Origin of the sequence: Arthrobacter sp. ISL-72 (assembly GCF_018613755.1) — a bacterium.
In the GTDB taxonomy this organism is placed as follows: Bacteria; Actinomycetota; Actinomycetes; order Actinomycetales; family Micrococcaceae; genus Arthrobacter.
The window spans coordinates 1-18,476 of the sequence record NZ_JAGGPP010000029.1 but is presented as its reverse complement, the minus strand read 5'-3'; the positions used below and the strand labels follow the sequence as shown (position 1 = coordinate 18,476).

Genomic DNA, 18,476 nt, shown 5'->3' with positions numbered 1-18,476 from the left:
CGACTGCCCAGAGACCACGAAAGCCACTAATTCAGCAGGCTCCTAGGCGTCGATCACCAAATCGGTCCGCGCGGTGGAGCAGCAGGGCAGGAACTTGCCCGCATCGATTTCCCGTGCCCGGATCCCGCCCTGGTGGTTCATCTCGACCTCCCCGGAAAGCTTGACGACCTTGCAGGAGCCGCACATGCCTTCCTTGCAGTTCGCGCCGATCCTGACGCCCGCACGCTGGGCCACCCCGAGAATGTGTTCGGTGGGGTCGATGCGCACGTTGATGCCAGTGCGCATGAAGGACAGGGTGAGGCTTCCCGTTCCCACGGTGTCGAAGCTCGAGGCATCAGGGGACGCGGCCTCGGGCCCCACGTCCGGACTGCCGTCGGCGGCTCCGGAATAGGGCGCGTCCGGGCCGACGGTTTCCAGCGGCAGCCCCGCGGCCTTCAGGGTTCCATCAGCGTCGTAGCCGGGCTCGTAAAGCCCAAACGCGGTGGGCTGGCTTTCATAGTAGTCCTCGGCGGAATCGGCGATTTCCTCGGCGATTTCCTCTGCAATGTCGGCCGCATGCGCGAGCTCCGCCTGGTATTCAAGGAGCGTCTGGCGATCTCCCGAGAAGAATTCCATGTAAATGGAGGTGTCGTCGACGCCGACCTTCTTGAGGAGCTCGGTGGCGGTGTTCAGGTAACCCTCGGGGCCGCAGGCATAGACCTGGCGGCCGTTGGCATCGGGGGCCACCTCGTCGAGCATGGCCGCCGTCAGCCTTCCGCTGAGCCCGTCCCACCCCTCGGGTATGCTGCGGTCGCCCAGGGAGTAGAAGACCTTGACGCGCCAGTCCACGGAGGCGATGTAGGCCAACTCCCGGTGGAAGGCAAAGCCTCCGGCCTCCGCCCCATGGTATAGCACCACGACATCGGCCTGTCCGGGCAGGGAGTGGATGGTCCGCACCATCGACATAATGGGGGTGATGCCTGCACCGGCGGCCAGCAAGAGGTACCGTGCCCGCCGGTCGGCATCGGGCAAGTGGAATGCCCCGACCGGTCCGAGCATCTCGAGGACGGTGCCGGGTTTGACGTTCTCGTGCACCCACGGTGAGACCAGTCCCGTGGGGTCGCATTTGACTGTGATGTTGAAGGTCCACGGCTCTGTGGGCGAACTGGACAGCGAGTAGCTGCGGTCCACCGGATCCTGGTCCTCGCCGTTCACGGGAAAGGCGACGTTCACGTATTGGCCCGCACGGAACGCCAGGGGCGCACCGTCGCAGCGGCGGAACACGAAGGTCATCATGCCGCCCGCCTCGGGAACGGTCTCGACACATTCGGCCATGAACTCCTGCGGATGCCAGGGGCCCAATGCACGGGCGGCGCGGGCGGGTCCCTCGGTGCTGCCCATTACCCTGTTCCACGGCATCTCAAGACCGCGAATGCGCTGTGGTTCCTGGATTGCCGTCTCAGTGAGGAGTTCAATCATGCCAAGTGCTCCTGCACCCGCTGCACGTACCAGTTGATGAACGCCTCGACCTGGTATTCGCTCTTCATGTATGGGCCGGGCTGGTAGGCGGGGCTGCCGGCACCCTTCTGGCACAGCTCCACGAACGCCTTGTCCTGCAGATTTGTCTGCTTCCAAGTGTAGGTGAGTTTCTCCAGATCGTAATCGACGCCTTCCTCGGCGTCGTCAGCAACCAGCCAGGTGGTGCGTACCAGTGTCTGGTGTTCGTTGATGGGGAAGACGCCGAACGTGATGACGTGGTCCCCAAGGAAATGGAACCAGCTGTTGGGCTGCAGGTGCATCGAGCAGCGGCCAAGGCGGAAGTCCCGCAAGTCGCCGAGCAGCTTCTTGGAAAGCCTGCGCCCATCGGGCGAGAACGATTCGCCGTCACCATCGAGCGATTCCCGTGAGATGCGGATTCCCGCTATGCGCGTGTCAAGCTCCTCGATGACCTCATAGGGAAGGCCATAGCGGCGGCAACGCTCCTCGAGCGAGGACTGTGCTTCCTTGTTGCGGTCCCACACTTCCTCGAGATGGGCCGGGACCAGGCCCTCCGTCAGGCCCCAGGTGGGAAAGAGGGAACAGGCGAGCTCCGGGTGGCCGTCGCAGTGGTAGCACTCACGGTTGTTCTCCATGACGAGCTTCCAGTTGCCCTCCTCGATGATGTTCTGCTGGTAGGCGATTTTCGTCTTCGACAGATCGTGGGGCGCGAGGTAAGGCTCGAAGATCTTTCCGGTTTCGTCGAAATCCGTCGGCGGTTCGTCCGCAATGCAGACGAAGATGAGTCCGGCGAACTCGCGGCTGTGGGCGCCCTTGAGCCCGAAGCAGCCCTTATCGAACTTCGTTTCCCCCGGTGCCGAGGCGTGAATCAAATTGCCGTTGGGGGAGTAGGTCCAGGAGTGATAGCCGCATACCAGGTTTCCCGTTGTCCCCGCGGGTTCGGTCAGGACGCGGGCGCCGCGGTGGCGGCACACGTTGTGTAGGACGTTCACGCCGCCGTCGTCATTGCGCAGCACGATCAGGGAGTAGGGCCCGTAGTCGACGGTGACGTAGTCGCCCGGCTCCGGCAGCTCGGCGATGCTGGCGGCAAAGATCCAGTGCTGGCCAAAAATGGCCTGCATGTCGATGTTGAAAATCGTCGGGTCGGTGTAGAAGGGCGCATCAAGGGAATATCCCGCGCGCCGGAACTCGAACAACTCGGTGATTTCCGCCAGCTGCTCTGCAGGCAAAGATGAAGCGAGTTTTCCGCGTGAATTGAGGGGCAAGTTCACTGGAGCAGTCATGGGTTTCCTCCCGGGAGGCTGGGTGAGCGTATGCGATTCGTGGAGACCGCGGTGCGTCGTCGCACCGGCGTTATCAAAGTCTTCGTAGTACGAGATTAGAGATGATTGACCTGCAACAAAAGCGCAATATTTAGGAGATAACCGTGCACAAAGGGTGCATGATGGGTGAATGATCGATCAAAGGCTCATAACACTTCGGGTGTTCGCCCGCTGCGGTACCGTTGGGGCAACTGCCGAGCTCACGGGTTATTCCCCCTCCGCGGTCTCCGCGCAATTGCGCGAGCTCCAGCGCGTGCTTGGAATGCAGCTGCTGACGAAGGACGGCCGGGGTGTGCGCCTCACCGCCACGGGGCGATTTCTCGTGGCCGGCTCAGACACCCTCATTGCGGAATGGGAGAGCCTGCGCGCCGCGGCCATGGAGGCCGGCGACCAGGTGCAGTCCCGTTTTGGCCTCGGTGGATTCTCGACGGCCGCCGCCCAGTTGCTCGCGCCGCTGGCCGCCACCCTGCGCTCAACACGCCCCCTGCTGGAGGTGCAGGTACTCGAGGCCAACCCGGCCCGCTGTTTCGACTTGTTGGTTGCAGAGCGAATCGACCTCGCGGTCATCGTCGCCATGCAGTCCGACACATATGTTGAGGACGATCCGCGCTTCGAGCAGACCGTTCTGCTTGATGATCCCCTGGACGTGATCATTCCTGCCGACCATCCGTTGGCATCGCGGGAAACGGTGACGCTCGAAGAGCTGGCGTCGGAACCCTGGATCACCGAGGCCGCCGGTTCCACCTACCATTCCCTTTTCACTGCGGCGTTCACGGCAGTGGGGGTGACACCGCGGATTGCCCATGAGGCCGTTGAGTGGGAAACCCAGATCGCCTTCGTTGGTGCGGGGCTCGGCGTGGGCCTGCTGCCGCGGCTGGCGCCCCTGCGTAGTGCCGAAAACGTGGTTCGAGTGCGCATTACTGGCAAGGGGAGGCCGGCGCGCCGTATTGTCGCTGCGGTGCGCAGGGGCAGCATCGCATCGCCCCTGATCCAGGAGTCGCTCGGCATCCTGCAGGCCAGGGCCAATCGGATCCTCGCCGCCCGACCCGAAGACGATCTCTGAAATCGCATGGTCGCGATTCGTTGCCGACGGGCCAGCAGGTCCAGAAGGTGGCGACACGTCCGCGCGGCCGCCCTTCTTCGCCGCACTCGACGGGCCGCCCAGGATTGGCTCCTCGGAGCCTCCCCCGGTCAATCTTTGAACGTCGATAACCATCGGTTCGTCGAATTCGATGAAACAGATTTAGGTATCACGTAGGTTTGGCGCAAAGCGCATTGCTGGTACTGATTTGGTAGATGGCTATGAATCTGCGTGTCCCCGAAGACCTGGATCGGCGTTTGGACCAACTGGCTGCCGAGGAACATACCTCGAAGTCTGCGTTGCTGCTCCAGGGCGCAGAGCTTGTCCTGCAGCGTCACCGTCGGTCCCGTGATATCGGCGAGGGGCTGGATTTCGTGATGAGCCATGACGCTGAGCTCTTGACGCGCCTTGAGGATGCGTGACCGAGTACCTCGAGATTGAGGATGCGCTGCAGGTCGTTGACCGGTACGGGTTTCAGATCACTGACATCGGGCTTCTGGCCGCTGCCCTTGCCCGGCCGGCAACATCGGTCATGGGTGTGGAGGCCTATCCGGAGTTAGCGATGAAGGCGGCGGCGTTGATGGAGTCGGTGGCGCGCTTCCATCCGCTGATCGACGGCAATAAGCGCGCGGCCTGGACGCTGATGGTTCTGATGTTCTGGATCAACGGTTACCGGCATGACTTCAGCACTGACGCGGCCTTCAATCTCGTCGATGGTGTGGCAGCGGGCGACGTCTCACTGGAAGACAGCGCGAGGACGATTGCGACCCACCTCGTCAGACGGTAGCCGTGCGTTTGCCTGCGGTTCGGAGATGCTTCGAGGTGGCAAATAGGAGGTGTGGACAGTAATCCACACTTTGGGCTTCGGACTGGGCGGTACATCGGCCGGACTGGCTCGGATTCCGCATGTTTTCAAGAGTTCCCGGTGTTTGCAGGGGCTGGGGTCCGGTTTGAGTCCCACCTCGGGCACAGTGTTTCCGCAGGTCAGGGGCGTTTTTCTCTCAAATTGGCGCTTATCTGTGTGCACAGTGTGCACACTTAGCCTCTGACCTGGTTCTCCGGGGGCGTGGGTTCCCGGAGGCCCGTATTCGGTTGTGTGGGGGAGCGGGCTCAGTCCGGCGAGCTGGGTCCCGCCTGAACGGGCTCCTTATAAAAGTTCATCCTTGATGGTCTTTACCCGTTGGTTTTTCGTCTTCATCAGTTCATGGCGGCTAGGGCCGGAGACAACATGACTTGCTGATTGCTTGTGTCTCTGCTCCGAGGCTGACGGGCAGTTCCGATTTATCTGTTCTGACTCGTTCATGTCGGGATGCCGGAGGGGGACGGTATGACTTACCTGCGTTTGGGAGGTACTCCTGGACATCTTTCGGTCGGTGGAGCACACACAGGAGTGGAATTCCGACCCGGAGGCGTGGGATGCGGCAGTGTTCGAGGTCGCTGAGCCTGGCCAGTCGGTAGGCGGGGTCGGCTTCGAGGGCGAGTTCCAGGAACTGGTGGCCTTGCTGCCTCGGCCTTCCCACCAATTGACGAAGGCGATCGCGGTGAGGATGGCCGCCGAGTGTTTGGTGCTGCTGTGCGTGTAAGCGTGGAGCAGCAGCTGCTGGGCCCATTCGACACGCGACCGAGGGGTCGTCCGACTTGGATGTAACCAGTGAGCCTCTATGTGCCGAATTAGTCTGCCCTGGCCTCCCGGGTGTGACCCGGCTTGCTCCATCAAGTCTGCCATCCAGGGTGCGGCGACCGTGATGAAACGTCATCCCCTCGAGCAGTCCGCAGACGGAGGCTGTGGACCCGGAAACGTCGATAGTGAGGCGCCCCACGGCGGGCTTGACCCTTGACTGGGAAAGGCTATTGAGTTCTTACTTGGTTCGAAGAGGCGAGCACATTGGAGGGGAGGCAGTCTGCCGCCCGGTGAAGCGTCCAAGGAAGGGATCATGTTAGCAAGAGTCAGCACATATCGGCCCAGCGCAGACAACACGGGGGCGCCGACAGAAGAAACAATCAACCGGGTGCTGGAACTTCCCGGGTGCAAGGGGATCTACTATCTCTTCGGAAACGGTCAAAAGTCGATGTCGATCACCTTATGGGAGAGCCAGACTAGCCTCGATGACAGCCGGCAAGCCGCGGACAAGATCCGTTCTGAAACCAGCGCTGAGCAACACCTGCAGGTTCTTGACGTCGAGGAATTTGAAGTCCTGACCCGGGAAATCAAGGGTTGACCTCCCTTTCCTTCCGGAGTAGGCCTCCGGCAACAGAAATGAAAGTGAGGCGTGGCGAAATCTGACGGTATCTGTGTCCATGTTCATGTTGCGGCAGCAGGACGCAGAGCCGTTCATCGGGTCTGAATTCAAATACATCGCCGTGGTGCGACTCCTACTGCCTACAGCGGGGAGTCATCAGTGCAGTTCCACGGGCATCCCCGTCGCGGTCCGGGTCGTGCCGGGCAACACGGCCGACCCTTCCGCGTCCACCGGCATCGAGATGGTCATGGTCGGGGACTGGGCATGGTCGCAGCGTCGTGACCTGACCGCCGACGCGTTTCTCAAGGTCCGGTCCGTGAATTTCGTCGGGGATCCACAACATCACCCGCGCGTTCCTGCCTCTCATCGCCTAGGGTGGGAGGGTCGTCAACATGAGCTCGGCCAGCTGTAGCCGCACGCTGCCGTTCACGGGCGCCTACTCGGCGAGCAAGTTCGGCGTCGAAGCTCTCGATCGCCATACGGATGGAGTTCGGCCCGCTCGACATTCGCGTGACCCGGTCGAACGGGTCGTCGGCATCGTTGTCGAGGCGTTCACCGCGGACCGGCCCGCACCGCGATACGACATCCACCACAGCCATCTGCAAGACGTCGTCCCGATGAGGCTGCTTCCCATCCGGGCGGGTGAGGCCTTGGTCCGCTGAGTCCTTGGTTTGGCGCTCGGTGATGGGATCGCCGAGCTGACGGAGTTTGAACTGGCGGAGTTGGCTGACGGGCCGAGGGGGCGCCTCAGCGTTTTACTTTGGTTCAACTTGGCGGCGAGGGCCGCGAATCGGTGGAACTGCGCCTCGCGCTCCGCGGCGCGCTGTTCTTCGAAGCCTCGCTCCACTGCGCCGAGCAGGAGAGACTTGGTGGCTGTGACGGCGCCGTGCGGATGTGCGATCAGACCGTTGACCAGCTCAGCGATCGCCGGATCTACCATGTCGCGGGACACCACCTGGTTGACCAGGCCGCTCGCGAGGGCCTCCTCGGCACCGATAAACCGTGCCGTGGCGGTCCATTCCAGTGCGCGGGAGTAGCCGACGGCTTCGACCAGATGCTTGGTCCCGGTGAGATCGGGGATGATGCCGAGCGTGGGTTCGCGCATGCTGAACTTCGCGTCATCCGTGGCGATGCGGATGTCACATGCCAGCGCGAGCTGGAAGCCTGCGCCGATGGCGTAGCCCTGCACCGCCGCGACGCTGATGAAATTAGGGTCGCGAAGCCACGAGAAGCCTTCCTGGTAGGTCGCGACCGCGCGATCGAACTCTTCCTGCGTTGCCGTGAACAGGTCGGTGATTGGGGCGTCGTCACCGATCCGTTCCCCGGAGAAGAGCCGCAGGTCCAGGCCCGCGCTGAACGCCTCGCCTGCCCCCCGGAGGACGACCACGCGGACGTCATCGCCGATCGAGGCACCGACCGCGGCCAGGGCGGCCCACGTGCTCGGCCGCATGGCGTTGCGATTCTCGGGTCGGTTCAGGGTGACGGTGACGACCGCGCCGTCCTGGACGCGGGTGACGCCGCCCTTCTCGAGCGCGGTCATCGTTGTTGTTTCCTCGGGCATGCTGTCTCCGCTCTGTTCCAGTCGCTCCGCCGGGTGGGCAGGGTCAGCCGAGCTTGATCTCGCGCTTGAGGATCTTGCCGGTCGCGGTCTTGGGCAGCGCCTCGAGGACGTGGACCAATCGCGGGTACTTGTAGGCGGCGACCTTGCTTTTGGCGTGGTCCCTCAACTCGTCCGGAGTTGCCACGGCGCCGGGCTTGAGCGTCACGACGGCGGCGATCTCCTCACCGAGTTCGGCGTGCGGCACACCGATCACCGCGGCCTCGGCGACGGCGGGATGCCCGTAGAGCACTTCTTCGATCTCGCGCGGGTAGACGTTGTATCCACCACGGATGATCATGTCCTTCTTGCGGTCCACGATGAAGTAGAACCCGTCATCATCCCGCCGGGCCAGATCACCGGTGTGGAACCATCCGTCCCGGATGGCCTTCGCGGTCTCCTCGGGCTTCGCCCAGTAGCCCCGCATGACGTTGTGGCCGAGGACGGCGATCTCGCCGATTTCCCCTGGTCCGACGTCGGCGCCCTGTTCGTCAACGAGCCGGAACTCGACGCCGCTGATCGGCGTGCCGATCGAGCCGGCGCGACGGTGGCTGGACAGGTTGAACGACGCCGCCGGGGATGTCTCCGACAGCCCGTAGCCCTCCAGCACCGTGGCCCGGTGGACTGCTCGAAGGAGGTCATGACCTCGACCGGCATCGCGGAACCGCCCGAAACGCAGATGCGCAGCGCCGACAGGTCGTGCTCGGCCAGGCCAGGGTGGTTGAGCAGGGCCATGTACATGGTGGGCACCGCCTCGAAGACCGTTGCCCGGTCCCGGACCAGGATCTCCAGCGCCTTCGCCGCATCGAACCGGGGGAGCAGGGTCAGTGTCGCGCCGGCCGCGATGACCGCGTTGAGCCCGCACGTCTGCCCGAACACGTGGAACAGCGGCAGCCCGCCGAAGACCACGTCCTCGGCGGTGAGGCCGAACAGTTCGTCGACGCACACCTCGGCGTTGCGGGCCAGGTTCGCGTGGGTGAGTTCGGCGCCCTTCGGCTGTCCGGTGGTGCCGGAGGTGTAGAGGATGACCGCCGTCTCGGTCCCGGCCCGCTGCGCGATGCCCTGGACCGGGGTCACGGCCGCCAGCAGCGCGGCGAAGTCGGTGGCCTGGACCACGACTACCTCGGCGTCGGCCTGCTTCGCGCCGGCTTCGGCCTCCGCGCGGCACCCTTCCGCCGTGAAGATCAGCTTCGCGCCGGAGTTGCCCAGGTAGTACGCGACTTCGCGTTCCTTCAGCAGCGGGTTCATCGGCACCACTACGCCACCCATGCGCAGGATGCCGTAGTACAACACTGCGAACTGCGGCACGTTGGGCAGCATGACCGCCACCCGCTCGCCGGGCTGGACACCGCGCTCCGCAAGCAGGCCCGCCACTTTCCGGGTCGCGTCCTCGAGCTGGGCGTAGCTGAGCACGACGTCGTCCAGCCGGATCGCCGTCCGGTCGGGTTTGGTATCGGCTTGACGGATCAGATTCATCGCGAGGTTCAAGGCGAAGGCCTTTCAGTTGAAGCGGGTCGGGGCAGGGGCAGCGGCAGTGCTACCGGAGCCCGTGTCGGCACGGCGGGGTGGTCCGGGGCGACAACGTCCAGCCGGCGGTACGGCTGTGACTGGGCGGGGCGCGGATCGGCATCGCCCCTGTTGGGCCAGAACGCAAAGGCACGCTCAGCCTGGGCGGTGATGGTCAGCGACGGGTTCACTCCGAGGTTCGCGGTCAGCGCGGTTCCGTCCACAACGGACAGACTTGGGTAGTTGAACACGCGGTGGTACGGGTCGATCACGCCGTCATCCGCCGAGGTTCCGATCGTCGCGCCGCCGAAGAAGTGCGCAGTCATCGGCTTGTTGAAGATCTCGCCCCACGTCCCGCCCACGACGCCGCCGATGCGCTCGGCCGTGCGCAGGTTCGCTTCGTGCCCGGCCGGGATAAACGCCGGGTTCGGCTCGCCGTGGCCCTGCTTCGAAGTGTACCTCCGGCGCCCGAACAGGCCGCGCTTGGTGAACGTGGTGATCGAGTTGTCCAGGTTCTGCATCACCAGAAGGATCACCGTGCTCTCGCTCCACTGGTAGCCGTTAGACAACTTCACCGACTTGACCGGCTCCCGCACGAAGGTCCGAAGCGCCTGCAACCACCGCGGCGTGGGCAGCGAGCCGTCGGTGGCGACGGTCTGGAGCAGGCTCATCGAGTTGCTGCCCTTGCCGTAGCGCACCGCCTGGATGTGTGTATGCTCGTCCGGATGGATCGACGACGTGACCGCCACGCCCCGGGTGAAGTCACGCTCGGGGTCGGCGGTGGACCGGCTGGACCCTACGATCGCCTCCGAGTTCGTGCGGGTCAGTTCACCCAGCCGTGGCGAGAGCTCCGGCAGGACACCGGTGTCCCGCATCCGGTGCAGCAACCGCTGCGTACCCCAGGTGCCGGCCGCGAGCACGACCTGGGGGGCGGTCAGGCTCCGGCCGTGGCGGCGCGACCGCTTGCCGGTCTTGTGGACGTCCACCATGAAGGACCCGTCCGGCTGCGGTCGCACCGAGTCCACGGTGGTCATCGGGATGACCTTCGCGCCGGCGCGCTCCGCGAGGTGGAGGTAGTTCTTATCCAGGGTGTTCTTCGCGCCACACGACAGCCGGTCAGGCAGGACCCGCACTCGGTGCAGCCAGTGCGCTGCGGCCCGGCGCCGCCGAAGTACGGGTCGTCGACTGTCTTGCCGGGCTCGCCGAAGTGCACCCCCACCGGTGCCGGTTGGTGCGACTCCGGCACGCGCATCCCGGCCGCGACCGCGCGCATCACCTCGTCGGAGAGCGTCACGGTCGGGTTGGTGACCACGCCCAGCATGCGGTCGGCCCGGTCGTAATGCGGCGCCAGCTCTGACTCCCAGTCGGTGATGTGCGCCCACCGCCGATCGGAGTAGAACGGCTTGGGCGGCCGGTACATCGCGTTGGCGTAGACAAGAGAACCGCCGCCGACACCGGCGCCGGCCATCACTATGATGTCCTTGAGCGGGTGAATGCGCAGGATGCCGAAGCAGCCGAGCGCGGGCGCCCACAGGTAGCGCTTGAGATCCCACGACGTCTTGGCGAACTCGTCGTCAGCGAACCGGCGGCCCGCCTCGATCACCGCGACCCGGTAGCCCTTCTCCGTGAGCCGCAGCGCCGCGACGCTGCCGCCGAAACCCGATCCGACGACGATCACGTCATAGTCGGATTCACTGACAGCGGGGATCGTCATGAACACTGCCCCCGGTCCCCGGTCCCCGGTCCCCGGTCCCCGGTCCCCGGTCTGGGTCAGCTCGGCGGGAACGGCGAGCCCGAGCGTGGTGGACAGGTCGGCGGGGTTGTGCCGATACATGCGCTCGGCGATGGTGTGGTTGCCCGTGAGGTAGGTCGTGCAGCGGCGGTCGTGTCCGGCCACTTGGTGGGGGAAAACGCGTGTCTCATCGGTCATTGTTCGTGGCCTCGCATGAGCGATCCCGACGGTGACCACTCCGAAGTGTCAATCATCGAGTAGTCCTCGTCGTTCTTGTCGAGCCGTCGCATCCGGCGGCCGGCGAAGTGTGCGAGGGTTTCGCTGTCCAGTGGTGGCACGAAGGCGTTGTCCACCACCGTGTATTCGGCGGCCAGACGGCCGACGGGCGCCACCGCACCGGTGTCGATCCGCCCGCTGGGCAGGTAGAGGTCGTGCGGATGTAGAACTGGACGACCCGGCCGATCACCATGTGGTTGAGCCCGTCCGGCGCGGGGACAATCCGGTCGACCACACACTCGAACGCGATCGGCGCGCCCTCGATCCGGGGTGGCTTCACCGCGAGGCTCGGCAGTTTTTTCAGGCCGATGGCGTCGAACTCATCCTCGTCCGGCTCGAACTCACTCGCACTGATGTGCAACGGAAGCACCTGGGGCAGGGTCGCCAGGTGTGTCACGAATTCCCCGGTGTCGCGCATGTTGACGAAGCTGTCCTTGAGCGTGACGCCATCGGAGCGGGGCTGGATGGACAACGAGATCCGAGGGGGTTTGCGGCCCGCGACGGTGAAGAAGGAGATCGGTGCCAGGTTCCCGATCCCGTCGGTCGACTCGGTGCTGACCCAGGCAATGGGTCGCGGGATGACGCTGCCGATCAGCAGCTTGTACGCTGATTTCGCGTCGAGACTTTCGGCGTCGATGAACATCGGGCGTTCCTTTCGAATTCCGGACAGGCCGGTCAGTGCGGAGTGGTTCGGTTACCCTCACCGTCATCGATCGGGTGACGGCGCCAGCGCAGCAGGTATTTCTGAATTTTTTCGGTCGACGTGCGTCCAGGAAGGACAGTGGGCCCAACGGCTCGAACGACAACGGCTGGCGGCTCTCGCCGCGCGGCCTGAGGTGCGTCACGTCGCTGTGCGCACCTTCGGCGAAGTCCATCGGATCTCCTGGAGTGCGGGGTCTCCCTCCAGTAAAGGAACTCATGGGTTCCTTTGTCAAGAGCGCGCGCCCACCGAGTTGGCAAGAGCAGACCGCTGATCAGCCGGACTGGCCCACCTTCGGCGACACCGCATAGCCGTTGAGGAATACATGCACGGCCCGTCGTACCACCGTGGTGATGTCCTCGTCGGTAACGGTTTCCCCCAGTAGGGCTCTCTCGCGGATGTCGCTGTAGGCGAGCATCCCGAACTGGTGTGAGGCGGCATCGGGATCAGTGATGGCCAAGGTGTCCAGCTCGGCCTGCTCGCGCAGGTAGTCGGCCAGCGTGCCGCGGAAGCGGGCCATCGTTTCGCGGTAGACCGACGCCAGCCGGGGAAAGCGCACCGCCTCGTAGATCATCAACCGGTACAGCCCGATTTCTTCGGCCCCGACCCAGATTCGCGCCACCTGGATTCCGAAGCTGGTCAGCGCCTGTTCGGGGTCGCCGGCGGAGTCGGCCATCGCGGCGATGACCCGTTCGTGCAGGCGCGCCGCCAGCTCGTCGGTGACCGCGAGCAGCAAGGCCTCCTTGCTCGGATACCGGGCATAGATCGTCTTCTTCGACACGCCGGCATCGGCGGCGATGCGCGAGACGCTGGCCTCGGCGTATCCCCGGCTCACGAACTCGGCCGACGCGACGGCGAGGATGTGGCGCAGCCGGGCGGCGACCGTGGAGTTCGGTGGCCGGCCCGGGCTCACTGCCCGCGGGGACCCGTTCGGGGTGGCATGTTGTTCCGCTGTCACGGGAACCAACATCGCACAGCATCTCCGGTTTGAACAACTGACCCTTGACAAAGGAACGCACCAGTTCCTTTAATGATGGGTAGCAGCCAACGGAGACTGCTGGAAAGGACACTACTGACATGTCTAATGACCGGATCACGGCCACGCGCGCCGAGGTGACGGAGTGGTTCTTCGAGGACTATCTGCCGCGCTGGGTCGCGGCCGCCGCGGGCACCTCCGCGGACGGGCCCGAGTTCATCCACGGCTACTGGGGCACCCCGTTGCACGTCACCGGCCTGGAGCAGTCGTTCTGGTGCCTGAACGACGAGAGCGTGCTCGGGTTCCTGGAGCAGAATCACGCGCCGCTGCGCGCGGCGGGATACAGCCACACCGTGGTACCCGATCGCCGCGTGTTCGTCTACAACACCGTCGGCGCCGCGATCGAGGTGATCTGGTCGCGGCGGGCGGCCGACGAGACCGAGATCCAGCGCTGGGCCACGCATTTCGAGGTGGCCAAATCCGACGCTGGCTGGCGGGTGATCGGCGTCCAGGCAGCGGCCACGGACCAGGACACGCTCGAGGGCGCCTGGCCACGGGAATCGTCCCCGGAGGAGATCAGCCATGTCTGAAAAGGTCTATCCGCCGCTGGTCATGCCCGACGGTGTCCGGCGGCATCCGGTCACGGTGTGGAGCAACGGCATCGCGCTGGACGCGGACGTGTACCGGCCGACGACCATCGAACCCGACGCCGCGCTGCCCGCGGTCGTGCTGGGGCACGGCTGGGGTGGCAGCAAGCTGACCGCGGAACGCTACGCGGCGTTGTTTGCCTCCGCGGGCATGATCACGCTGACCTTCACCCAGAGCAGCTGGTTCGGTTCGGGATCACCGCTGCAACTGGTCGGTGAAGCGCCCGGCCTCGAGGACGGCAATGAGGCGCTCACTCGGGTGCGGTTCATCCGAAACCTGGTGGATCCGTCCGCCTGGATCGCGAACCTGCGCGCGGCGCTGGACTACATCGAAGGGGAACCGAACGTCGATCCCGCCCGGATCGGGCTCTGGGGCACCAGCTTCGGCGGCGGCTTCGCCGTACATTTGGCCGCGAACGACGACCGGGTCAAGGCCCTGGTTGCGCAGGTCCCCGCCATCGCGCCACTGCGCGGTCCCGTCGCCGAGCTCGCCCGCAAACGGGCGATCGACACCGCCCGCGGCGACGCCGACGCGATTCCACCGGGCTCGTCCACGCCGAGGAGCTGGCCTACCGCATACCGGGCGCCCGGCTCGAAGTGCTGCCGCGCGTCGGGCACCTGGCTCCCCGCGAAGCGCCCGCCGAAGTTGCCGCCCTGCTCAAGCCCTTTCTCGCACCGGAAGGAACACCGACATCATGACCGAACTACACTACGAGGTGCTGGTCTTGGACGGCGTCCCGCGCGCCCGGTCCGAACGGCTGCCCGACGGCGGCCCGATCGTGTCGTCCCCGCTGGCCTCGACGCTGATCACCGGCGACCGGGATGCCGTGCTCGTCGACCCGCCGTTCACCCGCGAACAGATCCGGCAGGTCGGTGACTGGGTGGAGCGCTCGGGCAAGCGCCTGACTCACATCTACGCCACGCACGGCCACGGTGACCACTGGTTCGGCACCGGCGAGCTGCTCGAACGCTTTCCCGGCGCCATTCCGTACGCCACCGAGGGCACCATCGGGATCATGCGCCGCAACGTCGAAGCGCGCGAGCAGTTCTGGGACTCGGACTTCCCCGGCCTGATCCCCGACACCCCGCTCGTCTTCCGGCCGATCCCCACCGGCGGGTTCGAACTGGAGGGACACTCGATCACCGCTGTCGAGGTCGGCCACACCGACACCGATGACACCACCGTGCTGCACGTCCCCTCGATCGGCCTGGTCGTCGGGGGCGACGTCGTCTATAACGGCGTGCACCAGATGCTGCTGGAGACCCCCGGCGGCGGATTCGACTCATGGCTGGCGGCGCTCGACGTGGTCGAGTCGCTCGAACTCCGCGCTGTGGTGGCCGGGCACAAGAACCGTGACCTGCCTGACGACCCAGCCATCATCGACCAGCCTCGTCAGTACCTTCGCGACGCGCAACGGCTGCTCGCCGGGAAACCCACTCCTCGCGAGTTCTTCGACGAGATGATCGCCCGCTACCCGGACCGGCTCAACATCGGCCCGGTCTGGTACGGCGCGCACGCCTCCTCGGCAACACCGCGGAAGATAATCTTGGAGATCGATGGATGTGGACCAATAACCCGGAAACCATAACCTCCGTGATGAGTCTTGGGGGACGACCGGCGAACAGCCGTCGTGAGATAAAGATCATCGATACGACCCTGCGCGATGCGCATCAGAGCCTGTGGGCTACGCGGATGCGCACTGATCACATCGTTTCTATGGCGAGCGATTTCGACAAGGTCGGTTTCGAGCAGGTCGACTTGGTAGCACCGATCCAGTTCGATGTGGCAGTCCGGTACCTGAAAGAAGACCCCTGGGAGCGGGTGAGGCTGGCCCACAAGCACGCGCCCAACACCACCTTCAGGGCGTTGATCCGCTCCAAGAACATCGCCGCCTTCGACTTTCTGGCCGACGATGTCATCGAGGCCTGGGTGGAGAACCTGTACGCCAACGGCTTCCGGGTGATCGGCTCGTTCGACGGGCTCAACGACGTCGACAACATCGCTCCCGGCCTGATCCGAGCGAAGGAGCTCGGCGCCTCCACCTTTGGGCGGTCTCGTTCTGCGAGAGCCGGTGCACACCGACGAGCTCTTCGTCGCCAAGGCCCGTGAGCTGATCGAGAAGGCCGATGTCGACGCCATCATGCTCAAGGACGCCGGCGGCCTGTTGACGCCCGACCGCATCCGCACCCTCGTGCCCGCCCTCAAAGCGGTCATCGGCGACCGGCCACTCGAGCTGCACAGCCACTGCCTGACGGGGCTGGCGCCGCTGGTTTATCTCGAGGCGGTGGAACTGGGCTGCGACGCGCTGCACACCTCGATCGCGCCGCTGGCCAATGGCGCCGCCCAGCCCGCGACGCAGGACATCGTGCGCGATCTGCGGGCGCTCGGCTATACGGTCAACGTCGACGACGAGCGGATCGAGACGATCAGCAAGCAGCTGACGGCCATCGCTGAGGCGGAAGACAAACCAGTCGGCCATCCTGTCGCGTACAGCGGCCTGCACTTCATGCACCAGCTTCCCGGCGGCATGCTGTCGAACTTCCACTCGCAGCTGGCTACGGCGGGCCTCTCGCATCGCTTCGACGAGCTGCTCCATGAAGTGGCCCGAGTGCGGTCCGAGCTGGCGTTCCCGATCATGATCACCCCGTTCGCCCAGTTCGTGGGAACCCAGGCGGTGATGAACGTGATCTCCGGTGAACGTTACTCAATGGTGCCCAACGAGATCAAGAAGTACGCCCTCGGCTACTACGGCACGCTGCTGGCCCCCATTGAGCCGGAACTGATGGAGCGGATCATCGCCAACGGCGCCTCGAACATTGCACTCGAGCCCGCCCCGATCGCGCCGATGCTCCTCGACCTGCGGGAGCGCTATCCCGACGAGAGCATCGACCTTCTGCTTCTCCGGGCGATGTTCGCGGGTTCCCAGGTCGACGAGATGAAGAAGACCGTGGCCGCGGGCGGAAACGCCGATGAGATTCCCCTGCCGTTCTTCGGCCTGATCAAGGCGCTCCATGAGAAGAGCGCGACCGGAACGAAATCGCTGAAAGCAGGAGATCTGCAGATCAGCATCGAAAAAGGAAAGAGTGAAGATGCCGCTTAACCCACCTGATATTAAAGAACTCCGAGCAATCGTCGATTGGGTGAACCTAGCCGAGGACGTGCGCGAAGTCTCGCTCAAGTACGGCGATATGGAGTTGTTCATCTCCCGCGACCGGCAGCAGCCCGCCGCACCGCCGACGCCTGCTCCCGTGATTCCGACCGCCGCCGCTCCGGCGCCCGCACAGGCCGCCGCCGATCCGGCGCCACCGGCTGTCGCCGCGCCGGTACCCTCCGCGAGCGAACCGTCATCTCCTGACGCGCTGGCGCCCGACGAGGTGCTGATCAAGGCGCCGATGGTCGGAACCTTCTATGCGTCACCGAAGCCCGGGGCCCCCAACTTCGTTTCGGTCGGTGACGGTGTCGCTGCCGACTCGGTGCTGTGCATCGTGGAGGTCATGAAGCTGATGAGCAACATCGAGGCTCAGGTCGAGGGCACCGTCATGAGAATCCTGGTCGAGAACGAGCAGGCAGTCGAATACGGTCAGCCGCTCATGGTGATCAAGCGCAGGGCATGACCGGTGACGTCAAAGGAGGAGCGGATGGTTGAACCGCTGAAAAGCGTGCTCATCGCCAATCGCGGAGAGATCGCGCTGCGCGTCATCAGGGCGTGCAAGGAACTGGGTATCCGCAGCGTGCTGGCCTATTCCGAGGCCGATGCGGACTCTCTGCCCGTCAAGATGGCGGATCAGGCCGTCTGCATCGGTCCCGCGCAAGCGAAACTGAGCTACCGCGATGCCCGCGCGGTTTTGGGGGCGGCGTTGGCGTTCAAGGTTGATGCCATCCATCCCGGCTACGGTTTCCTGTCCGAGAACGCCGATTTCGCCGCCATGTGCGAAGAGGAGGGTGTCGTCTTCATCGGCCCCGCTTCCGATGTCATCCGGCGCATGGGCGACAAGATCGAGGCCAAGAAGATCGCACGTCAAGCCTGGGTGCCAACCGTGCCCGGCTCGGTGGGCGCGATCGCCGAGTTCAGCGAAGCGCTGGCGGTGGCGGGCGAGGTGGGCTACCCCCTCCTCATCAAGGCGGCTGCCGGCGGTGGTGGACGAGGCATGCGCGTCGTGGAAACGGCCGGAACGCTCGAGAAGGACCTGGCGGAAATCATGTCCGAAGCCGAAGTCGCCTTCGGCGATCCCTCGGTTTACATCGAGCGCTACCTCACCGACATCCGGCATATCGAGATCCAGCTGATCTCGGATGGCCACACCGCGCTGCATGTGGGAGAGCGCGACTGCACAGCGCAACGACGCAACCAGAAACTGGTGGAGGAATCGCCGTCGCCGGTCCTGGACGCAGATCTTCGGCAGGGCCTGGCTCAGGCCGCTGTCGCCCTGTGCAAGGAAGTGGGGTATCGGAATGCCGGCACCGTCGAGTTCGTCTTCGATAACGTCGAGCGCAAGTACTACTTCATCGAGATGAACACCCGGATCCAGGTGGAGCACCCCGTCTCGGAGATGGTCAGCGGCATCGACCTCATCAAGCTCCAGTTGCACATCGCCGGAGGACTGCCTCTGGGCCTGGAACAGGACGACATCGTCTTCAGCGGCCACGCAATCGAGTGCCGCATCAACGCGGAAGACCCGGACAGGGGTTTCGCATCCGGCCCGGGGACGATCTCCAACTTCCGCTCACCCGGCGGCTTCGGAGTGAGGATGGACACCCACATCGAGTCGGGCTACCGCATCCCTCCGTTCTACGATTCGATGATCGGAAAGCTGATCTGCTGGGGTCAGGATCGCAATGAGGCAATCGCCCGGATGATCCGCGCTCTCGACGAACTCGTCGTCGACGGGGTCACCACTGATTGGGCCCCGGTTAGCAGTCCA

General features: G+C 64.7%; 20 protein-coding genes and 1 pseudogene. 12 read left to right on the top strand and 9 right to left on the bottom strand.

Features of this window, described 5'->3' with window-relative positions; all coding sequences use genetic code 11:
* Positions 1 to 42 precede the first annotated feature (42 nt).
* Entirely contained in the window at positions 43 to 1,458 is a 1,416-nt protein-coding gene (locus J7I92_RS20050) for a ferredoxin reductase (RefSeq protein ID WP_214843374.1), read from the bottom strand.
* Positions 1,455 to 2,759, bottom strand: coding sequence for an SRPBCC family protein (locus J7I92_RS20045; protein WP_214843373.1), 1,305 nt, complete (start codon positions 2,757 to 2,759; stop codon positions 1,455 to 1,457). The genes J7I92_RS20050 and J7I92_RS20045 overlap by 4 nt, the downstream gene beginning before the upstream one ends.
* 169 nt (positions 2,760 to 2,928) lie before the next feature.
* Between J7I92_RS20045 and J7I92_RS20040 the strand changes: the two genes are divergently transcribed.
* From J7I92_RS20040 to J7I92_RS20020, 5 genes are all read left to right on the top strand, one after another.
* The gene (locus J7I92_RS20040) at positions 2,929 to 3,861 is read left to right on the top strand and encodes a LysR family transcriptional regulator (protein WP_214843372.1); all 933 of its coding nucleotides are present in this window, start codon (positions 2,929 to 2,931) and stop codon (positions 3,859 to 3,861) included.
* 233 nt (positions 3,862 to 4,094) lie between these two features.
* Positions 4,095 to 4,301, top strand: coding sequence for a ribbon-helix-helix protein, CopG family (locus J7I92_RS20035; protein ID WP_251040229.1), 207 nt, complete (start codon positions 4,095 to 4,097; stop codon positions 4,299 to 4,301).
* A complete protein-coding gene (locus tag J7I92_RS20030; protein ID WP_214843371.1) occupies positions 4,298 to 4,666 on the top strand; it encodes a Fic family protein in 369 nt (122 codons plus the stop codon). The genes J7I92_RS20035 and J7I92_RS20030 overlap by 4 nt, the downstream gene beginning before the upstream one ends.
* A gap of 586 nt (positions 4,667 to 5,252) precedes the next feature.
* Positions 5,253 to 5,462 carry a hypothetical protein gene (locus J7I92_RS20025; protein ID WP_214843370.1) on the top strand — a complete coding sequence of 70 codons (210 nt, stop codon included), beginning with the start codon at positions 5,253 to 5,255 and terminating at the stop codon, positions 5,460 to 5,462.
* Between the two features lie 351 nt (positions 5,463 to 5,813).
* On the top strand, positions 5,814 to 6,098 hold the full coding sequence (locus J7I92_RS20020; protein WP_214843369.1) for a hypothetical protein: 285 nt from the start codon (positions 5,814 to 5,816) through the stop codon (positions 6,096 to 6,098).
* Between the two features lie 457 nt (positions 6,099 to 6,555).
* On the opposite strand, the gene J7I92_RS20015 is transcribed toward J7I92_RS20020, so the two are convergent.
* The 7 genes and pseudogenes from J7I92_RS20015 to J7I92_RS19995 form a co-directional block, all read right to left on the bottom strand.
* Positions 6,556 to 7,680 carry an enoyl-CoA hydratase/isomerase family protein gene (locus J7I92_RS20015; protein ID WP_251040228.1) on the bottom strand — a complete coding sequence of 375 codons (1,125 nt, stop codon included), beginning with the start codon at positions 7,678 to 7,680 and terminating at the stop codon, positions 6,556 to 6,558.
* Positions 7,681 to 7,723: 43 nt separating this feature from the next.
* Complete coding sequence (locus J7I92_RS24435) at positions 7,724 to 8,035, bottom strand: AMP-binding enzyme (protein ID WP_311380447.1); 312 nt, start codon at positions 8,033 to 8,035, stop codon at positions 7,724 to 7,726.
* Positions 8,036 to 8,188: 153 nt separating this feature from the next.
* Positions 8,189 to 9,192 (bottom strand): annotated as a pseudogene (locus J7I92_RS20010) (AMP-binding protein); the annotation flags it as partial.
* A gap of 8 nt (positions 9,193 to 9,200) precedes the next feature.
* Positions 9,201 to 10,256 (bottom strand): GMC oxidoreductase, encoded by a 1,056-nt coding sequence (locus J7I92_RS24430; RefSeq protein WP_311380446.1) that lies wholly within the window; start codon positions 10,254 to 10,256, stop codon positions 9,201 to 9,203.
* Positions 10,253 to 11,152: an FAD-binding protein gene (locus J7I92_RS24425; protein WP_311380445.1), complete on the bottom strand. Its 900-nt coding sequence runs from the start codon at positions 11,150 to 11,152 to the stop codon at positions 10,253 to 10,255. The genes J7I92_RS24430 and J7I92_RS24425 overlap by 4 nt, the downstream gene beginning before the upstream one ends.
* 52 nt (positions 11,153 to 11,204) lie before the next feature.
* Entirely contained in the window at positions 11,205 to 11,873 is a 669-nt protein-coding gene (locus J7I92_RS20000) for a flavin reductase family protein (protein ID WP_214843367.1), read from the bottom strand.
* A 331-nt stretch (positions 11,874 to 12,204) separates the two neighbouring features.
* A complete protein-coding gene (locus J7I92_RS19995; RefSeq protein WP_214843366.1) occupies positions 12,205 to 12,888 on the bottom strand; it encodes a TetR/AcrR family transcriptional regulator in 684 nt (227 codons plus the stop codon).
* A 119-nt stretch (positions 12,889 to 13,007) separates the two neighbouring features.
* Between J7I92_RS19995 and J7I92_RS19990 the strand changes: the two genes are divergently transcribed.
* The 7 genes from J7I92_RS19990 to J7I92_RS19960 form a co-directional block, all read left to right on the top strand.
* Positions 13,008 to 13,496, top strand: coding sequence for a hypothetical protein (locus J7I92_RS19990; protein ID WP_214843364.1), 489 nt, complete (start codon positions 13,008 to 13,010; stop codon positions 13,494 to 13,496).
* Complete coding sequence (locus tag J7I92_RS19985; protein WP_214843363.1) at positions 13,489 to 14,430, top strand: alpha/beta hydrolase; 942 nt, start codon at positions 13,489 to 13,491, stop codon at positions 14,428 to 14,430. The genes J7I92_RS19990 and J7I92_RS19985 overlap by 8 nt, the downstream gene beginning before the upstream one ends.
* The gene (locus tag J7I92_RS19980; protein ID WP_214843361.1) at positions 14,333 to 15,142 is read left to right on the top strand and encodes an MBL fold metallo-hydrolase; all 810 of its coding nucleotides are present in this window, start codon (positions 14,333 to 14,335) and stop codon (positions 15,140 to 15,142) included. Before J7I92_RS19985 ends, J7I92_RS19980 begins: the two co-directional genes overlap by 98 nt.
* Positions 15,115 to 15,663, top strand: a complete 549-nt coding sequence (locus J7I92_RS19975; RefSeq protein ID WP_214843359.1) for a hypothetical protein — start codon at positions 15,115 to 15,117, stop codon at positions 15,661 to 15,663. The genes J7I92_RS19980 and J7I92_RS19975 overlap by 28 nt, the downstream gene beginning before the upstream one ends.
* Entirely contained in the window at positions 15,626 to 16,654 is a 1,029-nt protein-coding gene (locus J7I92_RS19970; RefSeq protein ID WP_214843357.1) for a hypothetical protein, read from the top strand. Before J7I92_RS19975 ends, J7I92_RS19970 begins: the two co-directional genes overlap by 38 nt.
* The gene (accB, locus tag J7I92_RS19965) at positions 16,644 to 17,168 is read left to right on the top strand and encodes an acetyl-CoA carboxylase biotin carboxyl carrier protein (RefSeq protein ID WP_251040230.1); all 525 of its coding nucleotides are present in this window, start codon (positions 16,644 to 16,646) and stop codon (positions 17,166 to 17,168) included. Before J7I92_RS19970 ends, accB begins: the two co-directional genes overlap by 11 nt.
* Before the next feature lie 24 nt (positions 17,169 to 17,192).
* On the top strand, positions 17,193 to 18,476 hold a 1,284-nt coding region (locus J7I92_RS19960), incomplete at its 3' end, for an acetyl/propionyl/methylcrotonyl-CoA carboxylase subunit alpha (RefSeq protein ID WP_214843355.1).